The sequence below is a fragment of the Bradyrhizobium sp. CCBAU 51745 genome (assembly GCF_028128715.1).
In the GTDB taxonomy this organism is placed as follows: Bacteria; Pseudomonadota; Alphaproteobacteria; order Rhizobiales; family Xanthobacteraceae; genus Bradyrhizobium; species Bradyrhizobium manausense.
In genome coordinates this window covers 163,182-182,887 of sequence record NZ_LBJP01000090.1, presented here as the reverse complement: position 1 = coordinate 182,887, position 19,706 = coordinate 163,182, and the positions used below count along the sequence as shown (strand labels likewise).

Sequence of the window (19,706 nt, the reverse complement as noted above, 5' to 3'; positions counted from 1 at the left end):
AAGAACAGATCGGTATTTTATGAGCGTGCCCCGCAACGTCCAGCGTTTCGAAGCGCTGCTCTATGCCTCGCTGATGCTCGACTCGCTGTCGGTGGCGGTGCAGGACCGCACGCCATCCATCGAGATGACCGAGCAGATGATCATGACGGCGACGCTGCTCGCCGGCGGGATGATCCTGCTGCTGGTCTATTTCGTCTGGCTGGCTGCGCGCTGGCGCAAGAACTGGCCGCGCTGGGTGCTGGCAGCGGCGCTGGTGCTGTCGGCGATCTCGCTCGCTCAGATCCTCGGCGAGCGGGGCCTGGAGCTCGACAGCGCCATCGAGATCGTCTCCTGCGTGCTGACGGCATTCGGGCTGTATTTCTCCTTCACCGGCGATGCGAAGGGCTGGTTCAACGCCTAGATTTCGAGAGGTTCCGTAGGGTGGGCAAAGGCGCGCCCTTGCGCCGTGCCCACCACCTCTCTCGATCACGAAAAATGGGTGGGCACGCTTCGCTTTGCCCACCCTACGACAGCTCGAAATGCGATAAGCTTCATCCCCATGGAATGGACCGACGAAGGCATCGTGCTGGGTGTGCGGCGGCATGGCGAATCGAGCGCCATCGTCGAACTCTTGACGCGTCAGCACGGCCGGCATCTCGGCCTGGTGCGCGGCGGCGCCAGCTCGCGGCTGCGGCCGCTCTTGCAGCCCGGCAACAGCGTCAGCGCGATGTGGCGGGCGCGGCTCGACGAGCATCTCGGCACCTACGCGATCGAGGGATTGAAGCTGCGCGCCGCAACGCTGCTGGCATCCTCCCACGGTGTCTACGGCATCACCCATCTGGCCTCGATTGCGCGGCTGCTGCCCGAGCGCGATCCGCACGAGGACATCTTTGCGCTGCTCGAGCATTCGCTCGACGATTTCGACGACGTCGGCAGCGCGGCCGTGCATCTCATCCATTTCGAGCTGGCCATGCTCTCCGAGCTCGGCTTCGGGCTGGCACTCGAAAACTGCGCGGTGACCGGGGAGACCACGGATCTGATCTACGTCTCGCCGAAATCCGGCGGTGCGGTGTCGCGCGGCGCGGGCGAGCCGTGGCGCGACCGGCTGTTGCGGCTGCCGCCCTTCCTGCGCCATGGCGAAGCCGCTGACGACCTCACCGACGAGGATCTCCAGGACGGCTTTCGGCTGACCGGCCTGTTTCTGCTGCGCCATGTGCTGGAGCCGCGCGGGCAGGGCCATTCCGATGCGCGTGCCGGCTTCATCAACGCCCTGACGCGGCAGCAGGCCAAGGCGGCGCTGCCGGCGCCATGAGCAGATCGCGCTCCTGCAATACCTGATGACATGGGGTTTTCTGGAACAAAATGGGGGCTTCCGCGTTGGCCGGGCTGGTTCCACAACGGGGGACAGCCCAGATGTTGATCAAGGGTTTTGCGCTGACGGCGGCGCTGCTTGCTTTTGCGCCCGACGCAATGGCCGGCGAACCGCAACCTGGCGTGTTTCGGCGCGCCTCCTGCACCCTTGTCCGGTACTATGTGGCGAAATATTCCGCTGCGGCGGCAGAGACATGGGCGCGGTCCCATGGCGCAACCGATGCCGAGATCGAGGCGGCCCGCCGCTGTGTCACCAATATGCCGGCGACACCCCCGGCCAGCGTCCAGCCGACCGTGACGGCGGGTTGGGGAGGGTAGGAGCAGCCCACAGGGAACCACTCCCTCCTTGCCCGATTCGCTTCCACGGTTTAACCGGGCGGCATGGGAAAACGAATCGTTCCACCGGAAGAACCGGCCGAAATTCACGAGGTCCGGCTGCAGGAAGCGCTGGAAGAGCGCTACCTCGCCTATGCGCTTTCCACCATCATGCATCGCGCGCTGCCCGATGCGCGCGACGGCCTGAAGCCTGTCCACCGCCGCATCCTCTACGGCATGCGCCTGCTCAGGCTGGACCCGGGCACGGCTTTCAAGAAATCCGCCAAGATCGTCGGCGACGTGATGGGCTCGTTCCATCCGCATGGCGACCAGGCCATCTACGACGCCATGGTGCGTCTGGCGCAGGATTTCTCCTCGCGCTACCCGCTGGTCGACGGCCAGGGCAATTTCGGCAATATCGACGGCGATAACCCCGCCGCCTACCGCTACACCGAAGCGCGCATGACCGATGTCGCGCGGCTTTTGCTCGACGGCATCGACGAGGACGGCGTTGAGTTCCGCCCCAATTACGACGGCCAATCGAAGGAGCCGATCGTGCTGCCCGGCGGCTTCCCGAACCTGCTCGCCAACGGCGCGCAGGGCATCGCGGTTGGCATGGCGACCTCGATCCCGCCGCACAATGCCGCCGAGCTCTGCGACGCCGCGCTGCACCTGATCGAGAAGCCCGACGCGAAATCCAAGGCGCTGCTGAAGTGGGTCAAGGGCCCGGACTTCCCGACCGGTGGCATCTGCGTCGATTCCAAGCAGGCGATCGCTGAAGCCTACACCACCGGCCGCGGCTCGTTCCGTGTCCGCGCCAGGTGGCAGCAGGAAGAGGGCGCTCGTGGCACCTGGGTCGTCGTCGTCACCGAGATTCCCTTCCTGGTGCAGAAGTCGCGCCTGATCGAGAAGATCGCCGAGCTGCTCGACCAGAAGAAGCTGCCGCTGGTCGGCGACATCAGGGACGAGTCGGCCGAAGACGTCCGCATCGTGATCGAGCCGAAGTCGAAGAACGTCGATCCGGCGCTCATGATGGAGTCGTTGTTCCGGCTGACCGAGCTCGAGAACAAGATTCCGCTGAACCTCAACGTGCTGATCAAGGGCCGCATCCCCAAGGTCGTCGGGCTCGCGGAAGCCTTGCGCGAATGGCTCGACCATCTGCGCGACGTGCTGATCCGGCGCAGCAGCTATCGTAAGGCGCAGATCGAGCACCGCCTGGAAGTCCTCGGCGGTCATCTGGTCGCCTATCTGAATCTCGACAAGGTGATCAAGATCATCCGCACCGAGGACGAGCCGAAGCCGGCCCTGATCAAGGCGTTCAAGCTCACCGAGATCCAGGCGGAAGCCATCCTCAACATGCGTCTGCGCAATCTGCGCCGGCTCGAGGAAATGGAAATCCGCAACGAGGACCGGGATCTCCGCAAGGAGCTGAAGGGGATCGAGAGCCTGCTCGCGTCCGAAGCCGAGCAGTGGAAGAAGGTCGGCGAGCAGGTCGGCAAGGTCCGTGACATGTTCGGACCGAAGACGCCGCTCGGCAAGCGCCGCACCACCTTCGCTGATGCGCCCGAGCACGATCTCGCCGCGATGGAGGAAGCCCTCGTCGAGCGCGAGCCGGTGACCGTGGTCGTCTCCGACAAGGGCTGGATCCGCACCATGAAGGGCCATGTCGAGGATCTTTCCGGCTTGGCCTTCAAGCAGGACGACAAGCTCGGCTTCGCCTTCTTCGCCGAGACGACCTCGAAGCTCTTGCTGTTCGCCACCAACGGCAAGTTCTATTCGCTCGACGTTGCGAAGCTGCCGGGCGGTCGTGGCCACGGCGAGCCGATCCGCCTGTTCATCGACCTCGAGCAGGAGGCGGCGCCCGTCGCGCTGTTCGTGCACAAAGGGGGCCGCAAATTCCTGGTGGCGAGCCACGAGGGCCAGGGCTTCGTCGTCAACGAGGATGATTGCGTCGGCACCACCAAGAAGGGCAAGCAGGTCCTCAACGTCGACATGCCGAACGAGGCGCGCGCGATCACCGAGGTGCTTGGCGACACCGTCGCTGTCATCGGCGAGAACCGCAAGATGCTGATCTTCCCGCTCGAGCAGGTGCCGGAGATGGCGCGCGGCCGCGGCGTGCGCTTGCAGAAGTACAAGGACGGCGGCCTGTCCGACGTCGCTGTGTTCGACGCCAAGGCCGGCCTGACCTGGAAGGACTCCGCGGGGCGCGAATTCTCGGCGAGCATGAAGGAGCTCGCCGAATGGCAAGGCACCCGCGCCGACGCCGGCCGGCTGCCGCCGAAGGGTTTTCCGAAGTCGAACAAGTTCGGCAAGGTGATCGGGTAGGCGTGGCTCTCGTTCCTGATATGCAGCAATGCTCCTCCATTGCTGCATCGGTCTGCACGGTCTGATACCGTCCGTCATGCCGGTCTTTGGGAACTTTGAGAAGTAACGCGATGTACGATGTCATTGTTGTCGGCGGTGGCTCCGCCGGCGCCGCGGTTGCAGCAAGGCTGTCCGAGGATCCGGCACGACGCGTCCTGCTGCTCGAAGCGGGGCTCGACTGGCGCGCCGACGAGGCGCCCTGGGAAGTCAGGACGCCGAACCCGATCCCGATCATCCACCAGCGCGAATATCAGGAGAAGTGGCAATGGCCCGATCTGCTGACGCGCCGCGTCGCCGGGCAGGAGCCGCGATTCTATTGGCGCGGCAAGGGGCTGGGCGGCTCCTCGATGATGAACGGCCAGATCGCCATCCGCGGCGTTGCCGATGCCTTCGACGAGTGGGCAGCCAATGGCTGCACCGGCTGGTCGGCCCGGGAGGTGATGCCGCTGTTCTCCGTGATCGAGGACGATCTGGAGTTCGGCGACAACTCGGGCCATGGTCGCGGTGGACCGTTGCCGGTCTATCGCGCACCACCGGAGAAATGGGGCCCGATCGATCGCGGCTTGCGCGATGCGGCGCTCGCGAGCGGCTATCCCTGGTGCGCCGATCTCAACGGCCCTGACGGTGAGGGCGTCGCCTGCTATCCCATCAACAGCCGCGACAGCCGCCGTATCACCACCAATGAGGGTTATCTGGAGCCCGTGCGTGGCCGCGCCAATCTGGAGATCCGCGGGCGTGCGCTGGTCGATCGCGTCCTGATCAGCGACAACAGGGCGACCGGCCTTCGCGTCCACATCGAGGGGCAGGGCACCCACGAGATCAGCGCGCGCCAGATCGTGCTCTGCGCCGGCGCGATCCACAGCCCGGCGATCCTGCTGCGCTCGGGCATCGGGCCTGCGGAAGAGTTGAAGGCGATGGGCATCGCGGTGGAACGCGATCTGCCTGTGGGCAAGCATTTCTTCGATCATCCACTGTTTCGCGCCACGATCCAGCTCCACGAGGATCTGCGGCCGACCGATCCGGACACCCGCCACACCAATTGCTGCGTGACCTATTCCTCGGGTCTCGCCGAGGGCGGCAAGCGCGACATGATCCTGATCGCGTTCAATCATCGCGGCATCGGCATGCCCGGAGCGATCGGCGCCGGTCTGTTCAACGCCTATTCGCGCGGCACGCTCAAGCTGGCCTCGACCGATCCGTCGATCGATCCCATCGTCGAGGAGAACATGCTGGCCGATCCCCGCGATATGCTGCGCATGATGGATGCGGTGAAGCGGCTCGCGGTGATCACCTCGCAGCCGGCGCTGTCGGGCATCGCCGACTGGATCAGGCTCGCCGACACCGACCTGACATTGCCGCAGGCCGCCAGCCTGCCAGATCACGAGCTCGATGCATTGTTGCGGCGTGAAACCGGCGACATCCAGCATGCCGCCGGCAGCTGCCGCATGAGCGGCGTCAGTGATGCCGACGGCGTCGTCAATCCTGATGGCAGCGTGAAGGGCATCTCGGGCCTGCGCGTCGCCGACGCCTCGATCATGCCGTCCGACTGCCGCGCCAATACGCACTTCACGACAGTGGTGATCGGGGAAGCGATCGCGCGGATGATGATGCGGTAGTGCTGCGGGCCTCGTGTGCGCTGGTCCTCGCGGCTATCTCGGCGTCATTGCGAGCGCAGCGAAGCAATCCAGATCCCTCTGCGGAAAGACCCTGGATTGCTTCGCTGCGCTCGCAATGACGGAGCAAGCGGAGAGGCCATCGCTCTCCAATCTAAATTCCAAACGACAGACGCACCTTTGCCTTCTCGCGGCGAGTTGCAACGTCCATCGCGCCCGAAGGGCTTGACAGAAGCGCCTCCCGATCGCGGCTGCTTTGCCCGACCGGCGCATCATCCGTCACATGTATTGTCTCGTACTTTGGAGAAATCGTTCTTTTTCGCCCGGTGCGTAACCCTGGGAGGCGCCATAATAAGGTTCATTGAATTGATTGTACGGCGCGGCCCGGTAGTGGACCGGCGGCACAGGCGGCGTGTATGTTTGGTGAGAATTGCGCCGCTTCTTCCCTCCGGCCGTCGCACCGGCGTAATATGGGTTGAGGACGCACATCTGACCGTTGGCCGACGCCCTGCATTGGTCCATCGTCGTATAGGTGCACCGATAGTATGGACTGATTCCGCGAGAGACGACGTTCAAGCAAACGGGAAAAGCCGGATCGAATCTTTGGGCCCGTGCGTGCCCCGCTGCTAAGGCGATAGCCACGGTCAAAATCGTCAAAGCCCATTTACACATTGGAGCGTCCTCCAAGTCGGTACTCCAAGTCGGGTTCAACACACCGGTCGCACTCCCAACGTCGGCAGTATTGATCCACGTCAACGCTCGCGGAATTCCGCTTTAGATCACTCCCACCATCCGTAACGCCACGCCGGCGGCGCAGCTCCCGGCCAGCACCGTCAGCATGCCGAGCTTGAAGCGAAAGATCGCGGTCGCGGCCGCGATCGACAGCACGAGCGCCGGCAGATCGACGCTCGTCAATACCGGCCTGTCGAAATCCAGCGGAAAGGCGTGCACCGGCACGGTCTCGCGGAACAGCGTGTGCAGCGCGAACCAGATCGACAGATTGAGGATCACGCCGACGACCGCCGCTGTGATCGCGCTCAGCGCGCCGGCAAGGCCCGTATTGCCCCGCAGCCGCTCGATATAGGGAGCGCCGACGAAGATCCAGAGGAAGCAGGGCGTGAACGTGACCCAGGTGGCGAGCAAGCCGCCGAGGGTTGCCGCCAGCATCGGCGACAGCCCGCTGGGATCGCGATAGGCCGCCATGAAGCCCACGAACTGGAGCACCATGATGAGCGGGCCCGGCGTGGTCTCGGCCATGCCGAGGCCATCGAGCATCTCGTGCGGCTTCAGCCAGTGATAATGCTCAACCGCCTGCTGGGCGACATAGGCCAGCACGGCATAGGCGCCGCCGAAGGTGACCAGCGCCATCTTCGAGAAGAACAGCGCGATCTGGCTGAATACGCTGGCCTGGCCGAGCGCCAGCAGCAGAACGATCACCGGAACGAGCCACAGGGACAGCCAGAGCGCGGCGGTGCGGATCGCACGCGCGGTGTCGGGACGCACATGTTCGGGCACGGCTTCGCCGAGCATGCTGTCGATTGCGGCGTTGCTGCCGCCATGGCCATGACCCGCGGGCGCGAACTCGGTGCGGCCGGCGCGGGCGCCGGCATAGCCGATCAGGCCGGCGGCGATGATGATGACAGGGAAGGGCACCGCGAAAAAAAAGATGGCAACGAAGGCGATCGCGGCCAGTGCGATCATGATGCGATTCTTCAGCGCGCGCTTGCCGACGCGAAACACGGCCTCGACGACGATGGCGAGCACGGCGGCCTTCAGGCCGAAGAACAGCGCCTCGACGAAGCTGACATTGCCGTAGGCCGCATAGATATAGCTGAGGCCCATGATGGCGATGATGCCGGGCAGGATGAACAGCCCGCCCGCCATCAGTCCGCCCGCGGTGCGATGCATCAGCCAGCCGACATAGGTGGCGAGTTGTTGCGCCTCGGGTCCCGGCAGCAGCATGCAGTAGTTCAGCGCATGCAGGAAGCGGCCTTCGGAGATCCACTTCTTCTCCTCGACCAGGATGCGGTGCATCACGGCGATCTGGCCCGCAGGCCCGCCGAAGCTCAACGACGCGACACGGAGCCAGACACGAAAGGCCTCACCGAAGCTGATGCCGTGACCGGCATCAGCTCCTGCTTGAACGTTACGGGTGTCCATTACGCCTTCACCTTGTTGGTCGGCCAGTTGTGGGTCTCGGCCGTGGCGTCGCGGCACCAGCGATAGAAGGCGTCGTAGAGCAGCATGCCGGCCTCGAGCTGTTCGAGGTCGTCATCGTACATGCGCGACAGCCCGAGCGAAGCCGCGAGCAGGCCTGGGGCCTCCGGGGCCAGATCGGGCCGCGCCGTATCGGCGCCGCGCACCAAAGTCGCGAGCCGCAGCAGCGCCGGCGTCGCAATGCCGAACTCCTCGATCATCACGTCGAAGGTGCAGAGTTCACCGCGGTGGCTCCAGAACACGTTCTCGATGTCGAAGGGCGCAGCCTTGAAGCGCTCGCCGACCGCGACCACTTCGGGCGGCGCGACAAACAAGAACACCGCGGCGGGATCGACGAAGCGGCGGATCAGCCAGGGGCAGGCGATGCGGTCGATCTTGGGCCGGGCGCGCGTCACCCAGACCGTGCGCCCCTTGGCATCGCGTGGGGGCAGCTTGCGGGTGTCGAGCAGCGGCAGATTTGCTGCTTTCCAGCCCTCGAAACCGCCCTCGAGCGTTTCGGCCTCGGCGCCGAGCTGGCGCAGCCACGCCGCGGTGCCCTGCGCGAGCTTTTCTCCACGCAGGCAGGAGACGATGGTGCGGCGGCCGGCAAATTGCCCGCCCCATTCCGCAACCGTCTCGTGGCTGAGTTTGATCGAGCCGGGGATCAGCCGCCGGTCGGCAACAAAATCGTCCTCGGTGCGGACATCGATCAGGACAGGAGCATTGGCCGTGCCGATCAGGCGCGCCAATTTATCTGAAGATATGGTCGTGAATGTAGGCATGTTGATGCGTCCTCGTGGGAACTGAACGGGACGCGATACTTGGGCATGTCGCCTCGTGGGGAGATCGCTCAAATCCCCAGGTCATGATTACAGCGAAACCACGCCGACCTGTCAATCGCCTGATACCATGGCATTGTGCGCAAGAATGATATTCGCTCAGGCCTGGAGTGCGTGGAAGCGGAATTCTGCGGCGGGGGCGGGGTTGATCCTCGGTCGCAAAGAGAAGGCTGCAGGAAGGACCAAGGATGACCCGCAAATTCAAGCTCGCTCTCGCCATGGCCGCACTCGCGCTGTCCGCCCAGGCTGCGTTCGCACAGAAGCCGGGCGTCGAAAGGCTTTACATCATGAATTGCGGGGAGGGCGTCGCCGGCGATATCGGGCGCTGGTCACCGGGGGTAAACGAAGGCAAGTCGATGGATTTCGTCGACACCTGCTATCTCATCAAGCACAGCCAGGGCTGGTTCCTGTGGGACACCGGGATTCCCGACGCCGTCGCGACGATGCCGAACGGCCTCGTGCCGGCCGATCCCAAGGCCGTCACCTGGCGGCGCCCGAAGACGCTGGCTTCGCAGCTCGAGCAGATCGGCGTGAAGCCCGCCGACGTCAAGGTGATGGGCGTCTCGCACACGCACCCCGATCACATCGGCAATGTCGAGATGTTCCCGCAGGCGACGCTCTACGTGCAGAAAGCCGAGTATGACTGGCCCGGCGCCAACAACGAGCCGCGCTTCAAGCCCTCACATCCCGTCGAGCTGCTCGCCGGTGACAAGGACGTGTTCGGCGACGGCAGCATCACCATTCTCTCGACGCCCGGCCACACGCCGGGGCACCAATCGCTGATGGTGCGGCTGCCGAAGACCGGCGTGGTGGTGCTCTCAGGCGATGCCGTTCACTTCAAGGACAATTGGGACAACCGCCGCGTTCCCAGCATGAACGCGAACAAGGACCAGAGCGCGGCCTCGATGCAGAAGATTGCCGACACGCTCCACAGGGAAAAGGCGCAGCTCTGGATCAACCACGACAAGGCCCAGCGCGACACCCAGAAGATGTCGCCGGAGTTTTACAACTGAAACAGGATCAGCTCTTCGGTGCGGTGACCGGCGGCGGGCTTGCGTCCGGCGTCTTCTTCGGCTTCAGCGTCCCGGCATAGAACGAGACCAGCCACACCAGGAGCAAAGCCAGCAGATAGACGCCCCAGGCCTGCGGCGGCGTCATGGCCCAGCGGATCAGGCCTTTGAGGGTGCGGGGCGGGCTCTTGTCGTCGGTCATGCCAGCGCTTGTGCGCGAAAGCGGCGGCACGGTCAATCCGGCCGCTTTTCTGCGCGGATCAGGAACAGCGCGGCCAGCGCTGACAGGCTGAGCGCGGATGAGACCATCAGCACCTTGGCGCCCATCATGTCGATCAGCAGGCCAAAGGCCAGCGGCGCGATCGCCTGCGCCATCCGCGCCGGCGCGCCGATGATGCCGAGGCGGTAGCCGAAATCCTTCGGGCCGAAGATCGCCAGCGGCAGCGTTCCGCGCGCGATCGTCAAGATGCCGTTGCCGGAGCCGTGCAGCAGCGCAAAGGCGCTCGCGGCCGGCGCGCCGAAGATGGCGACGACGGCCGCGCCAATCGGGTGGGTGACGCAGGCCAGGCGGGTCGACCACAATGGATGGAAGCGGGAGAGGACGCTGGCTTCGAGAATGCGCGCGACCACCTGGGCCGGGCCGATCAACGCGCCGGCCGCGATCGCCTCGACATGGCTCGCACCGGTCGCCTCCAGGATGCGCGGAAAATGCACGGCCATGGCGCCGGTGACGGTCCAGACCGCGGCAAAGACGAAGGCGAGCAGGACCATGGTGCGGTCGAGCGGGACGTGCGGTTTCTCCGCCGTTGCCGCGGCCTGCCTGGCGCCCTTGATCGAAGGCAGCATGAAGAAATTGAGGGGCAAGCCGATCAGGACGTTGGCGGCAGCCCAGGCGAAGCACGTATCGCGCCAGCCGATATGGGCCAATCCCCAGGCGGTGAGCGGCCAGCCGACGGTCGAGGCGAATCCGGCCATCAAGGTGATGCCGGTGATCGAGCCGCGCGCTTCTGCGCCATAGATGCGGCCGAGCGCAGCGAAGGCGGCATCGTAAAGCCCCATCGCCATGCCGATGCCGAGCACGAACCAGGCGAAGGTCATCACCGCCACCGACTGGGAGAAGCCGAGCAGGACGAGGCCGGCCGCAAGGGTCAGGTTCGAGGCGGACAACACCTGCCGCCCGCCGACGAGGTCGATCTGTCGCCCGATGCGGGGCCCCAGCATCGCGGAGATCACGAGCGAGGCTGAGAACGCGCCAAAAATCCAGTTGCTGGAGATGCCGAGGTCGTGCGCCATGGGATCGGCAAGCAGGGCCGGCAGATAATAGCTCGAAGCCCAGGCCAGAGTCTGCGTGGTGCCGAGCGCGAGGATGATCGGAAGCTGGCGCTGGCTCATGTCGTCGAATTTCTGGCCTTTGGTGTCATCTTCGGCATTTGCGACCCGAGGCGAGAGCGCGTCAACAGCGTTGGCGGCATATTCGACCTGCTGGCCGTGCGAGCCTTGGTTGCGGCCTTTCGTTCGTCACGAATGCACGCCATAATGGCGTATGCAACTCACCTCCCGCCTTGCGCTGATGAACTGGGTGGCCGGCCAGGGGCTCACCGGCCTTCCCGAACCCGAACTCTTGCGCGGCTTCTGCGAGCGCTGCCGCGCTGAAGGGCTGGAACTCTCGCGCGGCCTCGTCGTCATCGACACGCTGCATCCGATCTACGAGGGCCGTGCCTTCCGCTGGAGCGACACGCCGAGCAACGAGAGCAACGTCATCGAATACGGCTCGACGGCGGATGGCGATGCGGCCAAGAACTGGCGCCGCTCGGTGTTCTACCACCTGCTCGAGCATGGCCACGACGAGATGGTGATCGATCTTGCCGACGCGCCCTCGCTCGATTTCGCGCAGATCGGCGAGCTCGCCGAACACGGTCACCGCCATTTCCTGGCCTTCGTGCACCGCTTCGGCGAGACCGGAGCGCTCGGGCAGATGGACTGCCTCTACTCCTACTGGACGACGCGGCGGGACGAAGGTTTTAGCGAAGCCGAGCTCGCCGCGCTGCGCGATCTCGTGCCGGTGCTGGGACTTGCGATCAAATCGGCGCAGCAGGTCGACATCGTGCGGACGCTGGGGCGGGTCTATCTCGGGCGCGATGCCTCCGAGCAGGTCCTGCGCGGGCGGATCTCGCGCGGCGTCACCGAGCGCATCAATGCCGTGCTCTGGTATTCGGATTTGCGCGGCTCGACCGGGATCAGCGAGAGCATCGCGCCGGACGAGATCATCCCGTTCCTCAACGATTACGCCCAGGCCGTGATCGACGCGATCCACGAGGCAGGTGGCGACGTGCTGAAGCTGATCGGCGACGGCGTGCTGGCGATGTTCTGGGGCGAGGACATGGCCGATGCGCGGCGGGCCGCGCTGCGGGCCGAGCACCTGTTTCGCCAGAACGTCGCGGCGCTGAATGCGCGCCGGGCGGCGGAGGGCCGCCCGACCACGTCCGCCTATATCGGCCTGCATGTCGGCGAGGTCTTTTACGGCAATATCGGCAGCGAGGACCGGCTCGATTTCACCGTGGTGGGGCCGACCGTGAACGAGGTCAGCCGCATCGCCTCGATGAGCCGCTCGGTCGATCGGGAGCTGCTGGCGTCAGCCGAGTTCTACAAGGGCCTGGATGCCGCCGGCCGCCGCTACCTCGTTTCCACCGGCCGCTATGCGCTCCGCGGCATCGGCCGCGCGCAGGATCTCTACACGCTCGACCCTGAAGTCGATGCGAGCGAGCCGGTGACCGGCAGCTATGAGCGGTATCTGGCGAATTAGCCCGGCTGCTTCCGCATCTCCGTCATTGCGAGGAGTCCTTGCGACGAAGCAATCCAGACTGCCCCGCCGAGAGATACTGGATTGCTTCGCTCGCAATGACGGTGCGCCTAGCAGCGCGCCGCGGCTTCGTCGCCCACCATCGCCGGCTGCCGGTCGAGCGCCACCGCCGGCGACAGCCAGATCACCAGCGCCTGCACGCCGAACACGGCTGCCGCAACATAGAGGCACGCTTCCGCGCTCCAGAGGCCGCCGACGATCGCGCCGAGCACTGATCCGAGCGGGCGGGCGCCGTAGCTCATGATGTTGATGGCGGAGACGCGCCCGAGCAGGCGCGGCGGCGTCACCGACTGGCGCAAGGTCGTGGTCGAGATCACCCAGAGGATCGGTCCGACGCCGAGCAGGAAGAAGCTCAAGGCCGCAAGCCAGGGCGAGGGCACCAGCACCGTCAGCGCCATCACCACAGCGGCAATAAAACCGGTGATCGGGCCGAGGCCGACCACGGTGCCGAAGGCGATGCGGTTCATCACGCGCGTGGCGAACAGTGCCCCGATCACCATGCCGACGCCGTACATCGTCAGCACCGTGCCGACGCCGGCCGCGGTCAGGCCAAGATGGCGCACCGCGTAGGGCACGAACACCGCGATCTGCAGAAACCAGCCGGTGTTGAAGATGAATTGGGTGATGAACACCGGCCGCAGCAGCGGATGGTGGAAGACAAAACCGGCGCCCTCGCGAATGTCCTGGAACGGATGGCGTCGTGGCACCGGTGCACGCGCGGGCTCGTAGAGGCCGGAGAGCAGCATCACGGCGATCGCTGACAGCGCCGCGGCGAAGCCGAAGGCCGGGCTCGCGCCCCACCAGCCGACCAGCGCGCCGCCGAGCGCGGGCCCGCTGGCAAAGGCGATGGTGCGCGCAAGCTCGATGCGGGCATTCGCGGCCGACAGCAGCTCGGCGCTCACCAGCGAGGGCACCAGCGCCGGCGCGGCGACGCTGTAGACGACGGTGCCACAGACGGCGCCAAAGCCGAGCAGCGCCAGCAGCGGCAGGTTGAGCGCGCCGAGCCAGAGCAGCAGCACGATCGCCGCCAGCGCCACCGCCCGCAGCGCCTCGGCACCTGCCATCAGCGCGCGGCGGGAGATGCGATCGGCCAGCAGGCCGGCGGGAATCGCGAACAGCACGAAGGGCAAAGTGAGCGCGGTCTGGAGCACGCCGGTCTGGCCCTCGGCAACGCCCAGCGTCAGCACGGCGACGATGGGGGCGGCCGCCAGCGCGATCTGCTCGGCCGATTGCGCCGTGAGGTTGGACCAAGCGAGGCGGTTGAAGGTGTCGGGAAGCCGATGGGCATTTGACATGGCGCATTTCCTGCAAACTCGTGATGCCGCCAGTATTCGCTTCCGGGAACGGTCAAACCCACCCGCTTCCCGACAGGAGCGGGCAAAGCCCGGGCGGGCAGTGGGAACCAATGCGCCTAGATGCAGTTGCAAATGAGTTGCAATAAGAATCGACTCCGGTATTCTGACCGCATGGATGCCCGATCGCCCGATCTGACCCAGGACCTGACCCAGGATGCCGCCGGCTGGCGCACCGATGCGCCGGCCACCAAGAGCCTCGCTGAGGTGAATGCCACCGTCGCCGTCCCCGCGGCCGGGGCATGGTGGCGGCGGTTGCTCGCCTTTGTCGGCCCGGGCTACATGGTCTCGGTCGGCTACATGGACCCCGGCAATTGGGCGACCGACCTCGCCGGTGGGTCAAGGTTCGGCTACACGCTGCTCTCGGTCATCCTGCTCTCGAACCTGATGGCGATCCTGCTGCAGTCGCTGGCGGCACGGCTCGGTATCGTCACCGACCGTGATCTGGCGCAGGCCTGCCGCGCCACCTATTCGCCCGCGGTGAACTTCTTGCTCTGGCTCGCCTGTGAAGCGGCGATCATCGCCTGCGATCTTGCCGAGGTGATCGGCACCGCGATCGCGCTGAAACTTCTGTTCGGCATTCCCCTGGTCGGCGGCGCGCTGATCGCAGCCCTCGACGCGTTCCTGCTGCTGGTCCTGATGAACCGTGGCTTCCGCTTCCTCGAAGCCTTCGTGATGGCGCTGCTTGCGGTGATCGCGGTCTGCTTCGCGGTTCAGATCGTCGCTGCGGCGCCGCCGGTTGCCGAGGTGCTGCGCGGCTTTGCGCCGAAGCGCGAGATCTTCACCAATCCCGAGATGCTCTACATCGCGATCGGCATCATCGGCGCGACCGTGATGCCGCATAATCTCTATCTGCATTCCTCGATCGTGCAGACGCGCGCCTATGCGCGCAACGACGAGGGACGCCGCGATGCCATCAAATGGGCGACGACGGATTCCACCATCGCGCTGATGCTGGCGCTGTTCATCAACGCTGCGATCCTCGTCGTCGCGGCCGCGACGTTCCATACCAGCGGCCATTCCGACGTCGCCGAGATCGGCCAGGCCTTCGAGCTGCTGTCGCCGCTGCTCGGCCTCGGCATCGCCTCGACATTGTTCGCGGTGGCGCTGCTGGCCTCGGGCCTGAATTCAACCGTCACCGCGACGCTGGCCGGCCAGATCGTGATGGAAGGCTTTCTCGATTTGCGTCTGCCGAGCTGGGCGCGGCGCCTGCTGACGCGCGGCATCGCCATCGTTCCGGTAATCATCGTCACGGCGATCTATGGTGAGCGCGGCACGGCGGATCTGCTGGTGTTCAGCCAGGTCGTGCTCTCGATGCAGCTTCCCTTCGCGGTCATCCCGCTGGTTCGCTTCGTCTCCGACCGCCGCAAGATGGGGCAGTTCGCGATACCGGCGTCAGTCGCTGTGACCGCGTGGATCGTCGCAGGCGTGATCGTGGTTTTGAACGTGAAGCTGCTGGCGGATACGCTGTTGGGGTGAGGACACCCACCGCTGTCGTCGCCCGGCTCGACCGGGCGACCCAGTATTCCAGAGACGGTTGCGATTGAAACGAGAGGCTGCGGCGTACTGGATGCCCCGGTCAAGCCGGGGCATGACAGAGAGTGTGAAGCAGCTAATCCTGCGGCTCGGAGGCCGTATCGCCCTGCGCATCGATGCGCAGCCAGCCTGAGGGAGCGAGGCGCTGCTGCGGCAGGAAGCGGGCCTTGTAGTCCATCTTCTTGGAGCCCTCGATCCAATAGCCGAGATAGACGTAAGGCAGGCCTTGTCGGCGCGCGCGGGCGATGTGGTCGAGGATCATGAAGGTGCCCATCGAGCGGGACACCTGGCTCGGCTCGAAGAACGAATAGACCATCGACAGACCATCGCTGAGCACGTCGGTGAGTGCGACCGCGATCAGCTCCTCGCCGCGGCCGGTGAGGCCGCTGTCGGGGCCGCGCTTGCGGTACTCGATGATGCGGGTCTCGACATGGCTGTCCTCGACCATCATGGCGTAGTCGAGCACGGTCATGTCGGCCATGCCGCCATGGCGATGGCGGGCATCGAGATAGGCGCGGAACACCGAATATTGCTCTGAGGTCGGCACCGCGCTGCGCTGCTCGCCGATGATGTCGGCGTTGCGCGCCATCACTTTGCGGAAATTGCGGGACGGGCGGAACTCGTTGGCGACGACCCGGACCGAGACGCAGGCCCGGCACTGGTCGCAGGCCGGCCGGTACGCGATCGACTGGCTGCGGCGGAACCCGCCATGGGTCAGGAGATCGTTGAGGTCGCCGGCGCGTTCCCCCACGAGGTGCGTGAACACCTTGCGCTCATGCCGGCCCGGCAGATACGGGCAGGGGGACGGCGCCGTGAGGTAAAATTGTGGGGTGTCGCGCGAATGCTGGGTCAAGGGACGTCGTGGGCCTCCGAACTGGGTATCAGCATCGCGCTACGAAAGCTCCCGGTCAATCGGTCTGCTCGGCTGGTCAGATCAGTCAGTCTAGCGGATCTAGGTTAGCAGGTCCTTGACCATCATGACCTCACCAGGTCCGTGCGCTCTGGGATACGGGCGCGCGAACGGAATTGTTGATCACGACCGTTCCCAGCACGAAATCGTGCAGCAGGCGCCGGCGGCTGTTGAAGAGGCCGACAAGCACCACGAAGGGCGACAGGAACGAGACCGAGACCCAGAACAGCACGGCGTGGGTGGCGCCGAGGACAAAGTAGCCCGGCGCGCCGTACCAAGTGCGCAGCTCCAGGTCCATGATCCGCATCCCGACCGTCGCCGACGAGGGCCCACCGATGCTGGCGCCGTAATAGACGATGGCCCAGATCACGGAGGCCGGCCAGGCCAGCCAGAACAGCGCCCAGCCGATGCCCAGCGTCACCACGCCGAACACGGCGATGAAGATGTAGCCGAGGATGACGGGAACGGAGATCACGATCATGTCGATCAGGAACGCGAACACTCGCCGAGTCGCAACGCCGCGGAACAGTTCCGGATGCAGATAGGGATCGTAGGCGTGCGGCTGCGCCCCGCCGTCATTGCGCCAGACGCCGCTGTCATCTGGCGAACCCGAGTAAGACATGAGCTTCCCTTCCGGTTTCGGATCTCTCACCCCGCAGCACATGGGCACCGTCCGGCCACACGCCAAGGCTGTCGGCCGGTCAACCCTGCAAAATATTCGGGCGATTCGACGGCCGGCGATGGCTTGCGCGGTTCATGATTTGCATCATGCTGCAGGGGCGAGGGTGCAATTCCGGCCCCGGACAGGATCATTTTCATGGGTGGTCAGATCGAATTGCGTTGCCGCTGCGGCGACGTCCGCGCCGTGGTAACGGACGTGTCGCCCAGGACGGTCAATCGTGTGATCTGCTACTGCGACGACTGCCAGGCCTTCGCCCACCAGCTCGGCCGCGCCGATCTGTTGAATAGGAAAGGCGGCAGCGACATTGTCCAGGTCGCGCCGTCGACGCTCTCCTTTGTGCAGGGACAGGACCGGATCGCGGGGGTGCGACTGAGCCCGAAGGGCCTCTACCGGTGGTATGCAAGCTGCTGCAACACACCGGTCGGCAACACGGTCTCGCCGACCATTCCCTTTGTCGGCATCATCGCGCAGGCGTTCGAGGGAGGCACGTCGGCCGTTGACGATGCCGCCGGCCCGCCGGTCGGCGCCATTCTCGGCAAGTATGCGGTGGGCGAGCCGCCGGTGGGCTCAACTGGAATTAATCTCTCTCTCATCCTGCGCGCTATCGGCAAGGTGCTTGCGTGGAAGGTGCGTGGGAAGACATGGCCGCATCCGTTCTTCAAGCGGGAGCCGCCCGAGCCGATCTATGCAGTGACGGTGTTGTCGCGGGAGCAACGCGACGCGCTACGTCCGTTGTGCGGGCCCCGGCCAACCGCGCAAACGGTGCTGTAGGGTGGGCATAGGCGCGTCAGCGCCGTGCCCACGATTTGTCGCGATCGCTAACGAATGGTGGGCACGCTTTCGCTTTGCCCACCCTACGGCACTACGAGAGCTACCCCAGCGCGCGCAGCTTCTCTGCCGCCTTCGGCGCAAAATAGCTGAGCACGCCGTCGGCGCCGGCGCGCTTGAAGGCGAGCAGGCTCTCCATCATGGCGCGGTCGCCGTCGAGCCAGCCGTTGTTCGCGGCGGCTGATATCATCGCGTATTCGCCGGAGACCTGATAGGCGAAGGTCGGCATCGCGAACGTGTCTTTCACGCGGCGGATCACGTCGAGATAGGGCATGCCGGGCTTCACCATCACCATGTCGGCGCCTTCGGAGATGTCGAGCTCGACCTCGCGCAGCGCTTCGTCGGTGTTGGCGCTGTCCATCTGATAGGTGCGCTTGTCGCCTACAAGCGTTTTGGCCGAGCCGATGGCATCCCGGAACGGGCCATAGAAGGCGGAGGCGTACTTGGCGGCATAGGCCATGATCTGCACGTCGAGCAGGCCTGAGCGATCGAGCCCCTCCCGGATCGCGGCGACGCGGCCATCCATCATGTCGGAGGGCGCGATGATGTCGCAGCCGGCTTCGGCCTGCACCAGTGCCTGGCGCACCAGCACCGCGACCGTCTCGTCGTTCAAAATCTTGCCGTCGGAGATCAGGCCGTCATGGCCGTGGCTGGTGAAGGGATCGAGCGCGACGTCGCAAAGGACGCCGATCTCAGGGAATTCCTTCTTGATTGCGCGCACCGCCTGGCAGACCAGATTGTTCGGATTGGTCGCTTCCGAGCCTTGCTCATCGCGCAGGGACGGGTCGGTGTAGGGAAACAGCGCGATGCAGGGAATGGTGAGCTTCATCGCGCGTTCGGCTTCGCGCACAGCCTGATCGACGCTGAGGCGATCGACGCCGGGCATCGAGGCGATGGGCTCGCGCTTGTTGTTGCCGTCGATCAGGAATAGCGGCCAGATCAGATCGTCTGTGGTGAGCACATTCTCGCGCACCATGCGCCGGGCCCATTCGGCCTTGCGGTTGCGGCGCGGGCGGACGGTCAGATCGAGGGCAGGGGAGGCGGTCGTGCCATCCCGGCGCGAAACCTCGCGCAGTTCGATCGGACGTCCGTATTTGATCGCCATTACACTCTTCCTCCGGCTGGAATTATTCTTATACCAGTTCGCATGGTTCCCGTCACCGCGGCTTGACCTCCCGCAAGGTGATGGCAGCCGATTGATTTTGCGGGGCGAAACAGCCAGAAGGGGGGCCATGTCCGACATATCCACCCGCGATAGTACCAATGCCAGGGATGCCGTCAGAGACAACGCCCGAGACAGCGCGATGTCGGTGGCTGCGATCTCGTCGGAGCGAGCTGAGTCCGACGACAATGTCTGGACGCGCCGGCTGGTGCTGTTCCTGCGGGTGATGGCGCTGCTGTCGATCCTCAAGGGCCTCTATCACTGGGCGCAGGTGACCGGCTTTGTCGGTGGCGAGGACGAGGCATTCGAGAACCAGTCGATGGCCTGGCAGGCCTCGACCATCTACTTCGCCGTGATCGAGCTCGTCGCCGCCGTCGGCCTGTGGCTCGCCACGCCCTGGGGCGCGGTGGTGTGGCTGACCACCGTGGTCTCGATGGCGGTGATCGAGCTGATGTTCCCGGGGATCTATGGCGGCAGCCTGATCGTCGTCGGCGTCGAGGCCTTCATGCTCGCCGCCTATCTCGCGCTCGCCTGGATGGCCGCGCGCGAACGGCCGCCGTAGCGCTGCAAACTCGTGCCCCGGACGCAATGCAGCGCGCCGCATTTGCGGCGTGATGCATTGCAGAGCCGGGGCCCATGTCTCTGCGATCTCGCTTGTAACTTCTGGGTCCCGGATCTTCGCTGCGCGC

General features: G+C 65.3%; 19 protein-coding genes. 10 read left to right on the top strand and 9 right to left on the bottom strand.

All coding sequences use genetic code 11. The annotated features are described in order from the left end of the window. Positions 1 to 19 precede the first annotated feature (19 nt). From XH98_RS32375 to XH98_RS32355, 5 genes are all read left to right on the top strand, one after another. Positions 20 to 400, top strand: coding sequence for a hypothetical protein (locus XH98_RS32375; RefSeq protein WP_271600453.1), 381 nt, complete (start codon positions 20 to 22; stop codon positions 398 to 400). 138 nt (positions 401 to 538) lie between these two features. After that, the gene (gene recO, locus XH98_RS32370; RefSeq protein WP_271600454.1) at positions 539 to 1,291 is read left to right on the top strand and encodes a DNA repair protein RecO; all 753 of its coding nucleotides are present in this window, start codon (positions 539 to 541) and stop codon (positions 1,289 to 1,291) included. 101 nt (positions 1,292 to 1,392) lie between these two features. Further along, entirely contained in the window at positions 1,393 to 1,668 is a 276-nt protein-coding gene (locus XH98_RS32365; RefSeq protein ID WP_220005286.1) for a hypothetical protein, read from the top strand. A gap of 63 nt (positions 1,669 to 1,731) precedes the next feature. Further along, positions 1,732 to 3,990, top strand: a complete 2,259-nt coding sequence (gene parC, locus XH98_RS32360) for a DNA topoisomerase IV subunit A (protein WP_271621012.1) — start codon at positions 1,732 to 1,734, stop codon at positions 3,988 to 3,990. 110 nt (positions 3,991 to 4,100) lie between these two features. Next, positions 4,101 to 5,645 carry a GMC family oxidoreductase gene (locus XH98_RS32355; protein WP_271621011.1) on the top strand — a complete coding sequence of 515 codons (1,545 nt, stop codon included), beginning with the start codon at positions 4,101 to 4,103 and terminating at the stop codon, positions 5,643 to 5,645. Positions 5,646 to 5,921: 276 nt separating this feature from the next. Here the strand turns inward: XH98_RS32355 and XH98_RS40955 are convergent, their stop codons facing one another. The 3 genes from XH98_RS40955 to XH98_RS32340 form a co-directional block, all read right to left on the bottom strand. After that, positions 5,922 to 6,314, bottom strand: a complete 393-nt coding sequence (locus XH98_RS40955) for a DUF3551 domain-containing protein (protein WP_333932791.1) — start codon at positions 6,312 to 6,314, stop codon at positions 5,922 to 5,924. A 102-nt stretch (positions 6,315 to 6,416) separates the two neighbouring features. Further along, on the bottom strand, positions 6,417 to 7,802 hold the full coding sequence (chrA, locus tag XH98_RS32345) for a chromate efflux transporter (RefSeq protein ID WP_271621010.1): 1,386 nt from the start codon (positions 7,800 to 7,802) through the stop codon (positions 6,417 to 6,419). Further along, positions 7,802 to 8,620, bottom strand: a complete 819-nt coding sequence (locus tag XH98_RS32340; protein ID WP_271621009.1) for a chromate resistance protein ChrB domain-containing protein — start codon at positions 8,618 to 8,620, stop codon at positions 7,802 to 7,804. The genes chrA and XH98_RS32340 overlap by 1 nt, the downstream gene beginning before the upstream one ends. 245 nt (positions 8,621 to 8,865) lie before the next feature. On the opposite strand from XH98_RS32340, the gene XH98_RS32335 reads away from it, so the two are divergent. Further along, positions 8,866 to 9,690 (top strand): N-acyl homoserine lactonase family protein, encoded by an 825-nt coding sequence (locus XH98_RS32335; protein ID WP_271621008.1) that lies wholly within the window; start codon positions 8,866 to 8,868, stop codon positions 9,688 to 9,690. Positions 9,691 to 9,697: 7 nt separating this feature from the next. On the opposite strand, the gene XH98_RS32330 is transcribed toward XH98_RS32335, so the two are convergent. Both XH98_RS32330 and XH98_RS32325 read right to left on the bottom strand, forming a co-directional pair. After that, positions 9,698 to 9,889, bottom strand: a complete 192-nt coding sequence (locus XH98_RS32330; RefSeq protein WP_057756774.1) for a hypothetical protein — start codon at positions 9,887 to 9,889, stop codon at positions 9,698 to 9,700. A gap of 32 nt (positions 9,890 to 9,921) precedes the next feature. After that, entirely contained in the window at positions 9,922 to 11,079 is a 1,158-nt protein-coding gene (locus tag XH98_RS32325) for an MFS transporter (RefSeq protein ID WP_271600459.1), read from the bottom strand. 151 nt (positions 11,080 to 11,230) lie between these two features. Here XH98_RS32325 and XH98_RS32320 point away from each other — a divergent pair, with 151 nt between their 5' ends. Then, positions 11,231 to 12,490, top strand: a complete 1,260-nt coding sequence (locus tag XH98_RS32320) for an adenylate/guanylate cyclase domain-containing protein (RefSeq protein ID WP_220005294.1) — start codon at positions 11,231 to 11,233, stop codon at positions 12,488 to 12,490. Between the two features lie 107 nt (positions 12,491 to 12,597). On the opposite strand, the gene XH98_RS32315 is transcribed toward XH98_RS32320, so the two are convergent. After that, positions 12,598 to 13,842: an MFS transporter gene (locus XH98_RS32315; RefSeq protein WP_271621007.1), complete on the bottom strand. Its 1,245-nt coding sequence runs from the start codon at positions 13,840 to 13,842 to the stop codon at positions 12,598 to 12,600. Positions 13,843 to 14,013: 171 nt separating this feature from the next. Between XH98_RS32315 and XH98_RS32310 the strand changes: the two genes are divergently transcribed. Next, positions 14,014 to 15,378 carry an Nramp family divalent metal transporter gene (locus XH98_RS32310; protein ID WP_271621006.1) on the top strand — a complete coding sequence of 455 codons (1,365 nt, stop codon included), beginning with the start codon at positions 14,014 to 14,016 and terminating at the stop codon, positions 15,376 to 15,378. 133 nt (positions 15,379 to 15,511) lie between these two features. Here the strand turns inward: XH98_RS32310 and XH98_RS32305 are convergent, their stop codons facing one another. Together XH98_RS32305 and XH98_RS32300 are read right to left on the bottom strand one after the other, a co-directional pair. Next, positions 15,512 to 16,288 (bottom strand): arginyltransferase, encoded by a 777-nt coding sequence (locus XH98_RS32305; protein WP_057756417.1) that lies wholly within the window; start codon positions 16,286 to 16,288, stop codon positions 15,512 to 15,514. 130 nt (positions 16,289 to 16,418) lie between these two features. Further along, positions 16,419 to 16,967, bottom strand: a complete 549-nt coding sequence (locus XH98_RS32300) for an RDD family protein (protein WP_271600463.1) — start codon at positions 16,965 to 16,967, stop codon at positions 16,419 to 16,421. Between the two features lie 195 nt (positions 16,968 to 17,162). Here XH98_RS32300 and XH98_RS32295 point away from each other — a divergent pair, with 195 nt between their 5' ends. Beyond that, positions 17,163 to 17,798: a DUF6151 family protein gene (locus tag XH98_RS32295; protein ID WP_271621005.1), complete on the top strand. Its 636-nt coding sequence runs from the start codon at positions 17,163 to 17,165 to the stop codon at positions 17,796 to 17,798. A 100-nt stretch (positions 17,799 to 17,898) separates the two neighbouring features. Here the strand turns inward: XH98_RS32295 and hemB are convergent, their stop codons facing one another. Further along, positions 17,899 to 18,960, bottom strand: a complete 1,062-nt coding sequence (hemB, locus tag XH98_RS32290; RefSeq protein ID WP_271600465.1) for a porphobilinogen synthase — start codon at positions 18,958 to 18,960, stop codon at positions 17,899 to 17,901. Positions 18,961 to 19,087: 127 nt separating this feature from the next. Between hemB and XH98_RS32285 the strand changes: the two genes are divergently transcribed. Further along, the gene (locus XH98_RS32285; RefSeq protein ID WP_057756408.1) at positions 19,088 to 19,579 is read left to right on the top strand and encodes a DUF6163 family protein; all 492 of its coding nucleotides are present in this window, start codon (positions 19,088 to 19,090) and stop codon (positions 19,577 to 19,579) included. The last annotated feature ends 127 nt before the right edge of the window (positions 19,580 to 19,706 follow it).

Coding starts and splice junctions, on each gene's coding strand:
- parC (WP_271621012.1), top strand. CDS start 1,732: ATGGGAAAACGAATCGTTCCACCGGAAGAACCGGCCGAAATTCACGAG.
- XH98_RS32365 (WP_220005286.1), top strand. CDS start 1,393: ATGTTGATCAAGGGTTTTGCGCTGACGGCGGCGCTGCTTGCTTTTGCG.
- XH98_RS32310 (WP_271621006.1), top strand. CDS start 14,014: ATGGATGCCCGATCGCCCGATCTGACCCAGGACCTGACCCAGGATGCC.
- hemB (WP_271600465.1), bottom strand. CDS start 18,960: ATGGCGATCAAATACGGACGTCCGATCGAACTGCGCGAGGTTTCGCGC.
- XH98_RS32285 (WP_057756408.1), top strand. CDS start 19,088: ATGTCCGACATATCCACCCGCGATAGTACCAATGCCAGGGATGCCGTC.
- XH98_RS32375 (WP_271600453.1), top strand. CDS start 20: ATGAGCGTGCCCCGCAACGTCCAGCGTTTCGAAGCGCTGCTCTATGCC.
- XH98_RS40955 (WP_333932791.1), bottom strand. CDS start 6,314: ATGTGTAAATGGGCTTTGACGATTTTGACCGTGGCTATCGCCTTAGCA.
- XH98_RS32330 (WP_057756774.1), bottom strand. CDS start 9,889: ATGACCGACGACAAGAGCCCGCCCCGCACCCTCAAAGGCCTGATCCGC.
- XH98_RS32325 (WP_271600459.1), bottom strand. CDS start 11,079: ATGAGCCAGCGCCAGCTTCCGATCATCCTCGCGCTCGGCACCACGCAG.
- recO (WP_271600454.1), top strand. CDS start 539: ATGGAATGGACCGACGAAGGCATCGTGCTGGGTGTGCGGCGGCATGGC.
- XH98_RS32295 (WP_271621005.1), top strand. CDS start 17,163: ATGGGTGGTCAGATCGAATTGCGTTGCCGCTGCGGCGACGTCCGCGCC.
- XH98_RS32340 (WP_271621009.1), bottom strand. CDS start 8,620: ATGCCTACATTCACGACCATATCTTCAGATAAATTGGCGCGCCTGATC.
- chrA (WP_271621010.1), bottom strand. CDS start 7,802: ATGGACACCCGTAACGTTCAAGCAGGAGCTGATGCCGGTCACGGCATC.
- XH98_RS32300 (WP_271600463.1), bottom strand. CDS start 16,967: ATGTCTTACTCGGGTTCGCCAGATGACAGCGGCGTCTGGCGCAATGAC.
- XH98_RS32335 (WP_271621008.1), top strand. CDS start 8,866: ATGACCCGCAAATTCAAGCTCGCTCTCGCCATGGCCGCACTCGCGCTG.
- XH98_RS32355 (WP_271621011.1), top strand. CDS start 4,101: ATGTACGATGTCATTGTTGTCGGCGGTGGCTCCGCCGGCGCCGCGGTT.
- XH98_RS32315 (WP_271621007.1), bottom strand. CDS start 13,842: ATGTCAAATGCCCATCGGCTTCCCGACACCTTCAACCGCCTCGCTTGG.
- XH98_RS32320 (WP_220005294.1), top strand. CDS start 11,231: ATGCAACTCACCTCCCGCCTTGCGCTGATGAACTGGGTGGCCGGCCAG.